This is a genomic window from Pseudoalteromonas sp. KS88 (assembly GCF_004766475.1).
Taxonomy (GTDB): Bacteria; Pseudomonadota; Gammaproteobacteria; order Enterobacterales; family Alteromonadaceae; genus Pseudoalteromonas.
The window spans coordinates 26,519-40,987 of the sequence record NZ_PYHV01000003.1 but is presented as its reverse complement, the minus strand read 5'-3'; the positions used below and the strand labels follow the sequence as shown (position 1 = coordinate 40,987).

Here is a 14,469-nt window from a genome sequence, read left to right as displayed (position 1 = left end):
GATGTGAGCAAGGATTGAAATTACTCACGATGGATGTGAGCAAGGATTGATAAAATCCACATAGGAGTCAGTGGGCAGGAGGTTTAGGATATATCAAAGGATGATGCAGTGTTTTCACACGGATTAATATGGAGATAACTAGGATGGTATCTAACAAATCATAAGTGCATGCTTATAATTAATTAAAAGTATGCACTTATGAACACTTCATAAAAAACAAGTCTGTTAAACTTCGAAAAGCCATGTATCTAAATTAGCAGCCAAGTCGCAGTGCCTAAAAAGGCGAAAATGCCCACGATGTCAGTAACTGTGGTTAATACAACACTCCCTGCAAGTGCAGGATCTATCTTCATTTTTTTCAATAGTAATGGAATACTTGCTCCCGCAATACCGGCCGCTACTAAATTCATAAACATTGCAAATGCTAATACGCCACCAAGCTTGAAGTCCCACTGCCACAGTGCAACAACACCGGCAATTAAAATAGACCACACCATACCGTTGATAGCACCGATTGCCAGCTCTTTTAATAGCAAGAATCGTTGGTTTGTCTGATTTATGTGCCCTACAGCAATACCACGAATAACCAGTGTTAGTGTTTGACTACCTGCAACTCCACCCATTGAAGGCACAATACCATTAAGTACAGCTAGGATCGGTAATATGGCTAAGGTGTTTTCAAAAAAGCTTGCCACAATTGCTGCTAATAATGCTGTTAGTAAGTTTACTCCAAGCCATATTGAACGCTTTTTGGAGCTTTTTAATACGGGAGCAAAGGTGTCTTCTTCATCATCAAGACCAGCGAGGCTTAATAAACTATGCTCAGCATCTTCTCGGATTACATCAACGATATCATCGATTGTGATTCGCCCTAATAAGTGGTCGTTATCGTCAACAACAGGGGCCGAGATCCAATTGTGGCGCTCGAATAATTGAGCAACTTCACTTTCATCCATGGCAATAGAAATAGATTCACAATCTTCGTCCATTAAATCACGAATTATTTTATCAGGTGGGTTGGTCAGTAAGGTAGTAAGTGACATCGCACCTAAAAAGCAATTATGTTTATCAACAACGTATAAGTCATCGGTTCCCTCAGGTAGCTCGCCACGCAAACGTAAGTAACGTAATACCACATCGATAGTGACATCGGGGCGTATGGTTACCGTATCGGTATTCATCAATGCGCCCGCAGAACGCTCTTGATAAGACAGGGCTTGTGTTGCTCGCTCTCTATCTTGGCTATCCATAGCGCCAACAACGTCTTGATAGACGGTCTCTGGTAAGCTACGTAATACTTCCCCTAAATCATCGTGGCTCATGTCCTCTGTCGCCGCGGCAATATGCTCAGGCTCCATTTGGGCAATGATCCCTAGGCGTACGTCTTCAGAAAGTTCTTCTAAAACATCGCCTCTGACATCCGGATCAACAAGTTGCCATAGCAGAGTTCTTATTTTATGGGGGGAAGATTCAAGAAGAAGTGCCGTATCACACGGTGCTGTTTTTGCCAGCATGCGCCTAACTTGAACAAATTGACCACTATTAAGTGACTGAGTCACCTGTTTTAGTTGTTGTAGTGGGTAATCTTGTTCAAAAGCTTCTGGCATTAGTGTCCTTATATCATGTGTTTTTCAAAGGGTAGGTCAAAAACTAATAATAAATTGCAGTGCTTACATGCATGGTTAGTTTAACTTACTTTTAAGTGACTGACCACGCGCTATTCATGCTCGTGAAAGCGTTGTTCTATCAGTTCTCCAATAGAGTTAAGAGCCGGCTCTGCATCAGGCCCTTCACACACAACTTTTACTTCTTTTCCTTGACTGCTTTCTAGTAACATCAAAGCTAACACGCTGTCACCTGCCGCTTGTTTCTCATCTTGGAAAAGTGTGATGGTTGCATCAAATTTAACAGCGAGTTGAGCTAATACAGTCGCGGCCCTTGCGTGCAAACCTAGTTTATTTCTAATTAAAAAAGTACCTTCTGAACGCATACACAACAGGCCTATTTAAAATCAGTCTTGCTCGCGATGGCGAATTTTTACATTGTTATGGCTCATAGCAAAGCTTTCACCTATGGTTTGAGCTAAATATACGGAGCGGTGTTGCCCTCCGGTACAGCCAATAGCAATAGTTAAATAGCTACGGTTGTTTCGTTCTAAATGCGGTAGCCATGTTTGTACAAACGTTTGGATTTGCCACGTAAATTTTTGCACTATGCTGTGGCTGGCCAAATAATCTTTTACAGGCTGGTCTAAACCTGTTAGAGGCTTTAATTCTGGTTCCCAATGTGGGTTGGGTAAAAAGCGTGCATCAAAAACATAATCTGCTTGTTTAGGTATGCCGTGTTTAAAGCCAAAAGATTCAAATGTTATGATCAGGGTTTTATCTTTTTTGCCTAAGATCTTTTCTCGAATTGATTCTGCCAGTTGATGCACACTGAGCTCAGTGGTATCTAAGATAAAGTCAGCGCGAGTTATCAGCACATCGAGTAATATTTTTTCTTGTTTAATTGCCAAATCTAGCGGCAAACTATCGATAGAAAGAGGGTGTAAACGACGCGTTTCAGAAAAGCGTTTGATGAGTGTTTGGTCATCACTATCGAGGTAAAATAAAGTTGGGTTTGCAAAGCCTGGCAAATACTCAAGGATGTCGTTGAACTCTTCTTGTTCTTTAGGTAAGTTGCGTACATCAATGCTGACTGCAATCTTATCGTAATTTTCTGACACACTTCGTACTAAGGAAGGGAGCAAATTGACCGGAATATTATCAACACAGTAATAGCCAAGATCTTCAAGCACGCGAAGCGCGACGGACTTACCTGAACCAGACCGTCCACTGATAATAATCAATTCCATGTAACCTCTCCTTCACTTTCTTATGAATGCTCAACAATAACTTGATACAAATCGTGATCTGTTTTTGCGCTACGTAGTTGTTTACAAAACTCTTTATCGTTAAGTTTATCAGCAATTGTTGCTAACGTCTTTAAATGAAGTTGGCAATCTCCATCAGGTACGATCAGTGCCACAAAAATATCGACAGGACGATTATCAATTGCATCAAAGCTAATAGGGGTTTCACTCACTAAGATTAGTGCTAGTGGAGATTGCGCGCCACTCATGCGACCATGTGGTATAGCAATACCTCGACCAATGCCTGTGCTACCAAGCTTTTCCCGGTTTAATAATGCGTTAAGGATCTCTTGCTGTGTGAGGTGAGGAAGCTTTTCATGAGCCAATTGGCTAATAAATTCTAGAATTCGTTTTTTGCTATTAAAAAGGACCGCAGCTTTACTGCAGTCCTCAGAAGTAAGTGAACTTAATTTCATAGTATTAGTGTCGAGCGTGCTTCTCTTTGTGTTTTATTACTTGGCGGTCTAATTTATCAATTAGCCCGTCAATCGCAGCATACATATCTTGATGTTCAGTTGAAGCAAACAAATCAGCACCGCTAACATGTATTGTGGCTTCTGCTTTTTGACTTAATTTTTCTACGTCAAGAATCACATGTACATTATTAATACTATCAAAGTGCCTTTCAAGCTTCGCAAACTTATTATGTACATAGTCTCTAAGTGAATCGGTAATTTCTACGTGGCGACCAGTTAAGTTAATTTGCATAAGCATTTTCCTTCTTTGTTTTTTACGCCTTAAATCAAACTCTTTCTTTGATTTGACGGTGGAATAGCTAGTGACTCACGATATTTTGCAATGGTGCGTCTAGCTACTTTGATACCTTGCTCAGCCAATATATCTGCAATTTTACTATCACTCAATGGTTTCGCTGAGTTTTCTGCGCTAATTAACTTTTTGATTAATGCGCGAATAGCTGTAGAAGAGCATTCGCCGCCATTTTCAGTACTTACGTGACTGGAGAAAAAGTACTTCAACTCAAAAATACCCCGTGGAGTATGCATATACTTTTGAGTTGTTACGCGTGAGATCGTTGACTCATGCATTTCTACCATTTCAGCTACGTCATTAAGTACCATTGGGCGCATAGCTTCGGGGCCGTGTTCAAAAAAACCTTGCTGTTGTTTTACTATACAGTTAGTTACTTTGAGTAATGTCTCATTACGGCTTTCTAAGCTTTTAATAAACCATTTTGCTTCTTGCAGATGCGAACGAATAAACTGACTGTCACTGCTCGATTTTACTGAGCGAGACATGGCGGCATACTGGCTGTTCACTCTAATTTTAGGCATGCTGTCTGGATTTAATTCCACCATCCAGCGCCCTTTAACTTTTTTCACTGAAACATCAGGGATAACATACTCAGACTCTTCGCGAACAATGGTATCTGCTGGCTTAGGGTTTAAGCTGTGTATCAGTGTCATGACTTCTTTTAGCTCATCTTCTTTAAGCTTAGTCTTTTTCATTAAAGTGCGATAGTCACGACTTGCCAAAAGATCGATATGCTCGGTTAAAATCATTTTAGTCTCTGCAAGCCATGGCGTTGCAGGGTCAAATTGATTCAGTTGTATACATAAACACTCTTGTAAGCTGCGTGCGGCAATCCCTATTGGATCAAATAATTGGATGCGCTTTAAAACAGCTTGGACTTCATCAAGTTCTATTTCTTCTTCGTTATTATCTTTATTTAGACTTTCTACAATATCTTCGCAGCTCAATGTTAAAATACCCGATTCATCAATCGCTTCTACAATAGCAATGGCGATGGCTTCGTCGGTCGGGCTAAATGGCGTTAATTGTAGTTGCCACATGATGTATTCATGCAGGGTTTCAGTGGAAGCACCTTGGTAAATAGACTCATCTTCAGGCATGGGTCCTGATGAGCTAGAAGGAGCAGCGCTCATATACTCATCCCATGTCACATCCATTGCCATTTCGTCACTGACAGTTTCTTTATTGAGTGCTTCACTACTTTCTTGTTCGTATTCACTTGGCGTTTCATCAGCAGATGCACTGACAGTTACTTCATCGGTGTCTTGCTTTTGCTCATTTTTGCCTGCAGTTTCATCACTAAACTCATGTTCCTCAACTTCAAGTAAAGGATTACTATCGAGCGCTTCTTGAATTTCTTGTTGGAGATCCAATGTACTGAGTTGCAACAAACGAATAGCTTGTTGTAACTGAGGTGTCATTGTCAATTGCTGGCCCATGCGCAGCTGGAGTGATTGCCTCATTTATCTTTAACAATCCTTTTAATATGTAATCAAAATTAAGTTTAGCAGATAGTTAGCTGAATGTTGGTTTATAGCCTAAATTGCTCACCCAGATAAACATCGCGTACTGTTTGGTCGGCAAGCACATGTTCAGGAGTTCCTGAAGCAATTAACTCACCATGAGAAACAATGTAGGCTTTTTCACAAACATCAAGGGTTTCTCGTACATTATGGTCTGTAATCAACACCCCGATGCCTCGGTTTTTTAGGTGTTCAATTATCTTCTTTATATCTAACACTGAAATTGGATCAACACCAGCAAAAGGCTCATCTAATAGAATAAACTTGGGGTTTGCGGCTAATGCGCGAGCAATTTCAACTCTGCGGCGCTCACCACCTGATAACGCCATACCTTGGCTATCGCGTATGTGTTGTATGCTAAATTCATCCAGCAGGCCATCAAGTGCTTGTTCTCGGCCTTGCTTATTTAAATCGTTTCGTGTTTCTAATATCGCCATCAAGTTTTGATAAACCGTTAATTTACGGAAAATAGATGACTCTTGCGGTAAGTAACCAATACCTAATCGCGCACGGCTATGCATGGGCAGTAATGTAATATCGTTATCATCAATGCTTATTTTGCCTTTGTCGCTCGGTACTAAGCCAACAATCATATAAAAAGTGGTCGTTTTACCTGCACCATTTGGGCCTAGTAAACCGACAATGCTTCCTGCACTTACTTCTAATCCGACACTCTTTACAACTTGGCGGCCTTTATAGCTCTTAGCTAAAAATTCAGCTTTTAATGTACTCATGGCTGGCCTTTTGACTTTGCTTTTTTATTTTCGATGGGCACTAAAATAGTATGCACGCGGTCATCTGAGTCTTCATCTTTTTGCGCACTAATTAGTTGCTGTTCCATGTCGTAAGAGATGCTTTTAGCATTAATCTTTTGACCTGCTTGAGTAACCTGGGCATCACCAATTAGGGTTAAGTAACGTTCAGCTACGTCGTAACGAACTTCGTTTGCGCTGGCACTCATGATTGAACCATCATCTTGTTTTTCTTCGAAATAAGCTGGACTGCCTGTTGCAATAAGGAGTTGCTTATTCTCGCCTAACTTGTCGCGTTTATGTACTTCTAAACGGTCAGCAGTAATGCGTCTTGCGCCATGGATTATTTCAACGTTCGATTCAAAAATACCGACATTAGATTTTAACTGTGCTTGCTGTTTATCAGCACTGATTGATACTTGGTTTGCAGTAGAAAGTTCGCTTTGCGCAACACTTGAGTAAGCAATGAATAGGCTTGGAATTACAAGCATTTGGGCAAGTTTATTGGTCATAATATATGGTTCGCGTATGGTTAATTAATTCAATTACTTCGGCTTTTAAATCGGCTTTTAGCCCGCGCCCAGTAATTTTTAAATCAGGCCCGACTAACTCTACAGGTTGTTCTGAACTCATAGTTTGTAGCTCAATATCAACTTGGATGTTATCGGCATTAATATGATCTATCATGGCATTTTCTGTAAGGTTAATTGCCGTCACATTGCCTTCTAAAATCAGCTGGTTATTTTCATATAATGTGGCCTCAGCTGCATTAATTTGCCACATTTGCTCTTGGTTATATAAGGTAAAAATAGGCTCTTCAAAGTAAGTAAATCCTAACTGCTGATAGAGTTCCATTTTTGCAGCAGTTACTTTGTGGCTTATTTTTCCTTGCTCGTCAAAGGCGGTTTGTTTTAATGCGACAGCTGTGTAATCAGGCTTTGCAATAATATCCTCTTCAACGAGCTGCTGTGTGTTAGATTGGTTAAAGTATGGATACCAAAGCCAAACCATACAGCCTATAAATAGTACGCTTAAAATTAAACGCGCACTATTCATGAGCTAGTCCCTTCGTTTGTTAGTGCTTTGCCATTTTCCAACATGAGTAAATCGGTTAGTTCACGTACTGCACCAAACCCACCCGGTAACATGGTTGTATAATGTGCTATTCGTTTTACCAACGGGTGCGCATCATTTACGGCAACAGCAAAGCCAACTTGCTGCATTACGGGTAAATCAGGGCCATCATCACCAATGTAGGCAATTTGCTCATCGGTTAAAGCCAGCTTATCTTTTAATTCTTGATAGGCCTGCAATTTATTCTCTTGGCCTTGATAAATATGTTTAACAGTTAGACTAGTCATGCGCTGCTGAACAATGTGTGAATGGCGACCCGTAATCACTGCCACTTCAATATCGCTGTTTATCAACGCTTTAATACCAAAGCCGTCTTTAGTGTTAAAGGCTTTTAATTCTTCGCCTTGGTTACCAAGGTAAATACGACCATCAGAAAAAACACCATCAATATCGCAGATTAGTAGCTTTACTTTTTTTGCGCGGGTCTGCGCATCTTTACTCAGTGGTTGATATAAATCAGCAAACTGCATTTATAAAACTCCTGCTTTTAGCAAGTCTTGCATATTTAGGGCACCAATAGGGTGTTGGTTATCGTCAATAACAATAAGACCATTTATTCGTTTACGTTCCATGATGTTTAGCGCTTCGGCAGCAAGCATATCGGCTGTCGCTGTTGTACAAGAGCGCGTCATAACCTCACTGATTAGAGTGTTATGGATATCAATACGCTGCTCTAAAATTCTGCGTAAATCACCATCGGTAAACAGGCCTGTTAATTGTCCAGCTTCATTGACCACCGCGGTCATGCCTAACCCCTTGGCTGACATTTCTATTAAGGCATCTTTAATGCGCTGGGTGTCTTTAATGATAGGTGTTGCATCACCATTGTGCATCAAATCTTTTAGGCATAGTAACAAACGCTTGCCTAAACTTCCTCCAGGGTGAGAAAGCGCAAAGTCATCGGCGGTAAAGCCTCTGGTTTCAAGTAAAGCAACTGCAATAGCATCGCCCATAGCAAGTGTTGCAGTTGTACTTGCTGTGGGGGCTAATCCAAGCGGGCATGCTTCTTGTGAAACTTTTATACATACGTGTGCATCCGCCCATTTTGCCATTGAAGAGCTTGGGTTACCTGTCATAGCAACCATTTTAGCCCCTATGCGCTTGATAACAGGAATAATATTGAGTACTTCGCTAGTTTCCCCTGAGTTAGAAATCAGCATAACGACATCATTTTGCGTTATCATGCCCAAGTCACCGTGACTTGCCTCTCCAGGGTGAACAAAAAATGCGGGGGTGCCAGTACTTGCAAGTGTTGCAGCAATTTTGTTACCAATATGACCGGACTTGCCCATACCAACAACAATAATTCGCCCTTGGCATTGAAACATTAATTGGCATGCTGTGTTAAAGCTATCATCTAAATACTGAATGATATCATCAAGTGCTTGGCGCTCAATTGTGAGTACGCGCCTACCTTGCTCAATAAAATTTAACTGCGTCATTTGTTATCCATTTATGTTGGCATTAAGCTACTTGGCTGAAAATATAACCTTGGTACGCTACAAATGCAGCGAGCAGTAAACCACCTTCAATTCTATTTATTCGCTGAGTCCCTTTAATACTTAGTGACATAGCTATTAACGCGAGTGTTGCACCAATCATTATAAGTGCGTCACGGTTTGCTGCTGATGGGTCGATAATTGATGGATTGATAATACCTGCTAAAGGCAATACAGCTAATATATTAAAAATATTTGAGCCAACAATGTTGCCTAATGCAAGATCATCTTCATTTTTTAACACCCCGGCTATACAGGCTGCTAATTCAGGTAAGCTGGTGCCAATGGCAATAATCGTTAGACCAATAACAAGGTCGCTCAAGCCAAAATACTTTGCGATATCAACAGCAGACCCAACTAGAAAGTGTGAACTTAAGGGCAGTAATATCATGCCTACCACGAGCCAGAAAAAGGCGTTTTTAGTTGGCACGTTATCTGGTACATCTTCACATGCTTCACTTACAAAAGGGTCATCAGCTTGGTTTTTGTCACGAATAGAAATAATGATTAACCCGGCGATAAACACAATAAAAGCAATTAATAATGCTACACCTTCGGCAAATGAAAAGTAGTTATCAGAAAAAACAAACCATGCACCCAGAGAAACAATCAATACAAGCGGCATTTCACGCTTGAGTGTTGTCGATGACACTAAAAGAGGGCGAAGAAGTGCTGTAATACCGAGCACTAATAAAATATTAGTAATATTTGAACCAACGGCATTACCAACTGCTGTGTCGGTTTTACCCGCAAGCGCGGCAGAAGCTGAGACCATCATTTCTGGTGCAGAGGAGCCCATAGCAACAACGGTTAAACCTACAATTAAAGTAGGTACACCAAAGTTTTTTGCCAGCGCTGCTGCGCCATATACAAAGCGATCTGCGCTCCAAACAAGCCCAGCAAATCCAAGAATCAAAATGACAAAAGAAGTCACCATTACATTACGCCAATTATTCAATATCAAATTGACTTAAATAATATCAAAAGCCAGCTTGAAAGTATAAATAAAAGAATCAGGTCAAATTGTTAGTAAGAGAGAAGTTATACATATAAAAACAATGTTAGATATCATGCTAACCTGTGTTTTCAATGCTTAGGTTGTTATTACATAGAATATTACAAAATTTTACGATTTGTTTTTTCCATCTGAGTACAAAAAGCTTTAAAATAGAAAAAGTAGTGAAAATGATAATGGAGAGCGACTTGTCGCAACCAATAGTAGAAATCAAGGATGTAAGCTTTTCAAGGGGCGACAGAAGCATATATAAAAATATGAGCTTCAGTGTTCCTAAGGGTAAGATCACTGCCATTATGGGGCCCAGCGGTATAGGTAAAACAACCATGCTGCGATTAATTGGTGGCCAATTAAAACCTGATAGCGGCACGATTTTATTTGAAGGTGATAATATCCCAACCATGACGCGCAAAGAGCTTTATGCCGCGCGTACAAAAATGAGCATGTTATTTCAAAGTGGCGCATTATTTACAGATATGTCAGTGTTTGACAACATCGCTTTTCCACTTAGAGAGCATACCCGTCTCAGCGAAGATTTAATCCGTCTTGTCGTATTGATGAAACTTCAGGCCGTTGGCTTGCGCGGTGCTCAAGACTTGATGCCTTCGGAACTCTCTGGTGGCATGGCACGACGTGCTGCCTTGGCGCGTTCAATTGCACTTGATCCAGAACTCATTATGTATGACGAGCCATTTGCTGGACAAGACCCTATCTCAATGGGGGTTTTGGTCAAGCTAATCAAATCACTTAACCAAGTATTAGGCTTATCCTCATTAATTGTTACACATGATGTAACAGAAGTTATGAGTATCGCAGATCATGTGATTATCATTGCTGACCAAGGTGTGATTGGAAGTGGTTCTCCAGAACAAATGCGTAATCATGAGTCGCCATTAGTACAGCAGTTCTTAAAAGGATTGTCTGATGGACCAGTACCGTTCCATTTCCCCGCAGAACCTTATAATGACGAATTACTTGGAGTGCTTAGCTAATGTTCGATATGTTACAAAAGCTAGGCCAGAAAACATTTGGCCGATTTGCAGCGCTTGGCCGCTCTACCCAAATGTTAATTGGCGCGTTGTGGAACTTACCAAACTTTCGTAAAGGAACCCCGTTACTTGTTCGTCAGTTATATATGGTTGGTTCGCAATCTTTACTGATTATTATGGTATCAGGCTTATTTATCGGCATGGTGCTCGCGTTGCAAGGTTACACCGTATTGGTGGGCTATGGTGCTGAGGATAGTCTTGGGCCATTGGTTGCGTTAAGTTTACTTAGAGAGTTGGGGCCTGTAGTGACAGCTCTGCTATTTGCTGGACGAGCAGGCAGTGCGTTAACTGCAGAGATAGGCCTTATGAAAGCAACCGAGCAGCTTTCAAGCCTAGAAATGATGGCTATCGACCCACTTAAACGCATTATAGCGCCACGGTTTTGGGCAGGCTTTATCAGTATGCCGTTACTTGCATTGATATTTTCAGCGGTCGCTATAATCGGCGCTCACTTAGTGGGCGTAGATTGGCTAGGGGTTGATACAGGTAGTTTTTGGTCAATCATGCAATCTCAAGTGTCATTCCAACAGGATATTTTAAATGGCATGATCAAGAGTTTTGTATTTGCCATCGTTGTCACGTGGATTGCACTTTATAAAGGGTATGACTGTGTGCCGACATCAGAAGGTATTAGTAAAGCAACAACAGAGACCGTTGTGCACTCATCTCTGGCTGTTTTAGGGTTTGATTTTATTTTGACAGCGGTAATGTTTACCAGCTAAAAAAGGTATAGATAATGAATTCACGGAAATTAGAAATTTTAGTTGGCTTTTTCGTCGCTTTAGGGATTGCAGCATTTGCAATGTTGGCATTGAAAGTGGCTAACGCAGGTATCAGTGGTAATGGAGATACTTATTTATTAAAGGCTAAATTTGATAATATTGGCTCACTAAAAGCGCGAGCGCCGATTAAGGTCGGTGGCGTAGTTGTTGGCCGTGTTGAAGCAATCTCAATCCATCCACAAGAGTTTTTACCCGTGGTTGATATGACAATTGATGCGCAATATCAATGTCGATTTTCGGATACTAGCTCAGTGTCTATTTTAACATCAGGTATCTTAGGTGAGCAGTACTTAGGCATTAACCCTGTTATTGCGCCTAAATCAGCTGAGCAGTCATGTTTAGGGCTTGAAGTAACAAGCAATGATGGCGATTTAGGATTAGACGAGTTGTTTGGTGTAGAGAGTAAAGCATTAAACGATGGTGACTTTATTACAGACACTAAATCAGCACTAGTACTTGAAGAATTAATTGGTCAGTTCTTATTCAACCAAGGTGGCGAGTAATTATTATGTTTAAAAAACTTTTAGCTTTAATCACGTTTGTTTTTATCGCAACCAATGCAAATGCAAATACAGATTCGGTCAATTTAAAAGACCCATACAAGATGGTGCGTCAAGTATCAGATAATACCTTTCAACGTATTACGCGTGATCAGCCACTCATCGAAAAAGATAAAGAACATTTACGTATTATAGTTTCTGAGGAGTTAATGCCTTATATCGACTATAAATACGCTGCTCTTCGCGTGTTAGGTAGCCATGTTTCGAAAGTGCGTGCGATTAAAGATCCCGCAGAACAAAAACAAGCTATCGAAGATATCAAAACATTTATTGATGTTTTCCAAGAGTACTTAATTGCCACGTATGCGGGTGTGTTTACGCAGTACACTAACCAGCAGGTTGAGTTTGCTCCTAGTCGAGAATTTGCTGGCCAAGATGTTGTATTAGTTAAAACTAAAATTGTTGATCCAGGTAAACCTGATATCAAAATTGATTTTAAAGTACGTGAAGATAGAAGCGGCGAATGGCGTGCGTACGACATGGTAGCAGAAGGCATTAGTTTACTTGATGCAAAGCAAAGTGAGCTTCAAGGCATTCTTCGCCAGCAAGGCATTGAGCATGTAAGTAACTTACTAAAACAAAAAAGTCAGTTACCTGTCCAGTTCAGAGGTGAGGGTGGTAATGAGTAAAGTCAGTGTTACTCAAGTAACCGATCATGAGTTTCGTATCAGTGGCGAGCTGACGCGAAACTCAATCGCAACTGAACGGCTTCTTAATAAAAACCCACAAAGTAACCATAAAACCTGGTATTTTGACCTTTCTGAGGTGTCTAGGGTTGACACGGCGGGCTTAGCTTGGTTAATTCACTCTTTCGCAGAATTAAAGCAACAAGGCATTCGCCTTGAATTGCAAAATATTCCTGAGCAACTGCAAAATTTAATGCAGTTGGGACAGGTTACAACCTTATTTGAGTGAGAGTTATGCAAACAAGCGAAGTCGAAACATTATTACGCGACGAATTACAATTAACAGAAGTACATGTAAAAGCCAACGGTAGCCATTATGAAGTGGTTGCTGTGGGTGAGTGTTTTGATGGCTTAAGCCGTGTTAAAAAACAACAGTTAGTGTACGGCCCATTGATGAATACTATTTCTGACGGAACAATCCACGCTGTGTCTATTCGTGCATTTACACCGACAGAGTGGAAGCGTGAACAAAAATTTATCTTACCGCAATAGTTAAGGCCTCCCAATGGATCAATTTGTAATTCAAGGTGGCACTGGCTTAGCTGGTGAAGTGACCATTTCTGGCGCTAAAAATGCCGCATTACCTATTCTTTTTGCTGCGTTGTTGGCTGATGGAAAAAGCACTTTTAACAATGTTCCACGTTTACGTGATATTGGCACAACAGAGGCGCTATTACAGACCCTTGGTGCAAAAGTGCTGTGGCAAAATGACCAACTTGTAATTGATGGTGCGACAGTAAATAAAACACTCGCACCTTACGAGTTAGTAAAACAAATGCGGGCCTCTGTGCTTGCGTTAGGACCTTTGGTCGCTCGCTTTGGACAAGCGCAGGTTTCCCTTCCTGGTGGCTGCGCTATTGGTGCTCGCCCTGTTGATATCCATATTCAAGGCCTTGAGCGCATGGGCGCGACGATTAAGGTTGAAAACGGCTATATCAATGCCAGTGTAGAAGGGCGTTTGAAAGGCGCTGAAATCTTCATGGAAATGGTTAGTGTCGGTGCAACTGAGAACTTGCTAATGGCAGCTACTTTGGCCGATGGTAAAACGGTTCTAGAAAATGCAGCACGCGAACCTGAGATCGCTGATTTAGCGGCCTGCTTAACTGCGATGGGTGCTAAAATATCGGGTGCAGGTACTAGCCGCATCGAAGTTGAAGGTGTTGAGAAGCTAAATGGTTGTGAGCATCGTATTTTACCTGATCGCATAGAAACCGGTACTTTCTTGGTTGCTGCGGCAATGGCAGGTGGCGAAGTACTTTGTAAAGCAACTGATTTTCACAGCCTTGAACCTGTTATTGAAAAGCTTCGCGCAGCTAATGCACTAGTTGAGGTGACTGATAACAGCATATATTTAGATATGCGTAACCGTGAATTAAAAGCGGTTAATATCAAAACCATGCCACACCCAGGCTTCCCAACAGACATGCAAGCGCAATTTACAGCGCTAAATGTGGTGGCTAATGGCAGTGCAACAATCACAGAAACAATTTTCGAAAACCGTTTTATGCATGTACCAGAACTACAGCGCATGGGTGCTAATATTCGTTTAGAGGGAAACACTGCAATTTGTGGTGAGACTCAAAGCTTAAGCGGTGCGCAAGTGATGGCAACAGATTTACGTGCTTCGGCGAGTTTGATTTTAACGGGGATTGTAGCCAAAGGTGAGACTATTGTAGATCGTATCTATCATGTAGATCGCGGTTACCAACGTATAGAAGATAAGCTCAGTGCCTTAGGTGCTAATATCAAGCGAAGAAGTAGTTAATAGCCTAGAACCCAGGGCCTAG

The 14,469-nt window shown here is 41.1% G+C and carries 19 protein-coding genes; 7 read left to right on the top strand and 12 right to left on the bottom strand.

The annotated features are described in order from the left end of the window. Positions 1-248: 248 nt before the first annotated feature. The 12 genes from mgtE to C7Y70_RS01145 all read right to left on the bottom strand — a co-directional run bounded on the left by mgtE (position 249) and on the right by C7Y70_RS01145 (position 9,527). Positions 249-1,607 carry a magnesium transporter gene (gene mgtE / locus C7Y70_RS01200; protein ID WP_099295316.1) on the bottom strand — a complete coding sequence of 453 codons (1,359 nt, stop codon included), beginning with the start codon at positions 1,605-1,607 and terminating at the stop codon, positions 249-251. Between the two features lie 110 nt (positions 1,608-1,717). After that, the gene (locus C7Y70_RS01195) at positions 1,718-1,990 is read right to left on the bottom strand and encodes an HPr family phosphocarrier protein (RefSeq protein WP_099295315.1); all 273 of its coding nucleotides are present in this window, start codon (positions 1,988-1,990) and stop codon (positions 1,718-1,720) included. Between the two features lie 21 nt (positions 1,991-2,011). Further along, positions 2,012-2,854, bottom strand: a complete 843-nt coding sequence (rapZ, locus tag C7Y70_RS01190) for an RNase adapter RapZ (protein WP_099295314.1) — start codon at positions 2,852-2,854, stop codon at positions 2,012-2,014. A gap of 20 nt (positions 2,855-2,874) precedes the next feature. Then, positions 2,875-3,327 (bottom strand): PTS IIA-like nitrogen regulatory protein PtsN, encoded by a 453-nt coding sequence (ptsN, locus tag C7Y70_RS01185; protein ID WP_099295313.1) that lies wholly within the window; start codon positions 3,325-3,327, stop codon positions 2,875-2,877. A 4-nt stretch (positions 3,328-3,331) separates the two neighbouring features. Beyond that, on the bottom strand, positions 3,332-3,619 hold the full coding sequence (gene hpf / locus C7Y70_RS01180; protein ID WP_099295312.1) for a ribosome hibernation promoting factor: 288 nt from the start codon (positions 3,617-3,619) through the stop codon (positions 3,332-3,334). A gap of 29 nt (positions 3,620-3,648) precedes the next feature. Beyond that, entirely contained in the window at positions 3,649-5,145 is a 1,497-nt protein-coding gene (locus C7Y70_RS01175; protein WP_099295311.1) for an RNA polymerase factor sigma-54, read from the bottom strand. Between the two features lie 68 nt (positions 5,146-5,213). Next, positions 5,214-5,939: an LPS export ABC transporter ATP-binding protein gene (gene lptB, locus C7Y70_RS01170; protein ID WP_099295310.1), complete on the bottom strand. Its 726-nt coding sequence runs from the start codon at positions 5,937-5,939 to the stop codon at positions 5,214-5,216. Continuing rightward, complete coding sequence (gene lptA, locus C7Y70_RS01165; protein WP_135473086.1) at positions 5,936-6,469, bottom strand: lipopolysaccharide transport periplasmic protein LptA; 534 nt, start codon at positions 6,467-6,469, stop codon at positions 5,936-5,938. The genes lptB and lptA overlap by 4 nt, the downstream gene beginning before the upstream one ends. Beyond that, positions 6,459-7,013 carry an LPS export ABC transporter periplasmic protein LptC gene (gene lptC / locus C7Y70_RS01160; RefSeq protein WP_135473085.1) on the bottom strand — a complete coding sequence of 185 codons (555 nt, stop codon included), beginning with the start codon at positions 7,011-7,013 and terminating at the stop codon, positions 6,459-6,461. Before lptC ends, lptA begins: the two co-directional genes overlap by 11 nt. Then, complete coding sequence (kdsC, locus tag C7Y70_RS01155; protein WP_099295307.1) at positions 7,010-7,561, bottom strand: 3-deoxy-manno-octulosonate-8-phosphatase KdsC; 552 nt, start codon at positions 7,559-7,561, stop codon at positions 7,010-7,012. Before kdsC ends, lptC begins: the two co-directional genes overlap by 4 nt. Next, a complete protein-coding gene (locus C7Y70_RS01150; RefSeq protein ID WP_135473084.1) occupies positions 7,562-8,533 on the bottom strand; it encodes a KpsF/GutQ family sugar-phosphate isomerase in 972 nt (323 codons plus the stop codon). Between the two features lie 22 nt (positions 8,534-8,555). Continuing rightward, positions 8,556-9,527: a calcium/sodium antiporter gene (locus tag C7Y70_RS01145; protein ID WP_099295305.1), complete on the bottom strand. Its 972-nt coding sequence runs from the start codon at positions 9,525-9,527 to the stop codon at positions 8,556-8,558. Positions 9,528-9,781: 254 nt separating this feature from the next. Between C7Y70_RS01145 and mlaF the strand changes: the two genes are divergently transcribed. Genes mlaF through murA form a run of 7 tightly spaced genes read left to right on the top strand, consistent with a single transcriptional unit; the run spans position 9,782 to position 14,447 of the window. Further along, complete coding sequence (gene mlaF, locus C7Y70_RS01140; RefSeq protein WP_099295483.1) at positions 9,782-10,597, top strand: phospholipid ABC transporter ATP-binding protein MlaF; 816 nt, start codon at positions 9,782-9,784, stop codon at positions 10,595-10,597. Continuing rightward, positions 10,597-11,376: a lipid asymmetry maintenance ABC transporter permease subunit MlaE gene (gene mlaE / locus C7Y70_RS01135; RefSeq protein WP_099295303.1), complete on the top strand. Its 780-nt coding sequence runs from the start codon at positions 10,597-10,599 to the stop codon at positions 11,374-11,376. Before mlaF ends, mlaE begins: the two co-directional genes overlap by 1 nt. Positions 11,377-11,390: 14 nt before the next feature. Next, complete coding sequence (gene mlaD, locus C7Y70_RS01130; RefSeq protein WP_135473083.1) at positions 11,391-11,939, top strand: outer membrane lipid asymmetry maintenance protein MlaD; 549 nt, start codon at positions 11,391-11,393, stop codon at positions 11,937-11,939. Between the two features lie 5 nt (positions 11,940-11,944). Continuing rightward, positions 11,945-12,625, top strand: coding sequence for an ABC transporter substrate-binding protein (locus C7Y70_RS01125; RefSeq protein ID WP_099295302.1), 681 nt, complete (start codon positions 11,945-11,947; stop codon positions 12,623-12,625). Beyond that, complete coding sequence (locus C7Y70_RS01120; RefSeq protein ID WP_099295301.1) at positions 12,618-12,911, top strand: STAS domain-containing protein; 294 nt, start codon at positions 12,618-12,620, stop codon at positions 12,909-12,911. The genes C7Y70_RS01125 and C7Y70_RS01120 overlap by 8 nt, the downstream gene beginning before the upstream one ends. 5 nt (positions 12,912-12,916) lie before the next feature. After that, entirely contained in the window at positions 12,917-13,174 is a 258-nt protein-coding gene (locus tag C7Y70_RS01115) for a BolA family protein (RefSeq protein WP_099295300.1), read from the top strand. 13 nt (positions 13,175-13,187) lie between these two features. Next, positions 13,188-14,447: a UDP-N-acetylglucosamine 1-carboxyvinyltransferase gene (gene murA / locus C7Y70_RS01110; protein WP_099295299.1), complete on the top strand. Its 1,260-nt coding sequence runs from the start codon at positions 13,188-13,190 to the stop codon at positions 14,445-14,447. The last annotated feature ends 22 nt before the right edge of the window (positions 14,448-14,469 follow it).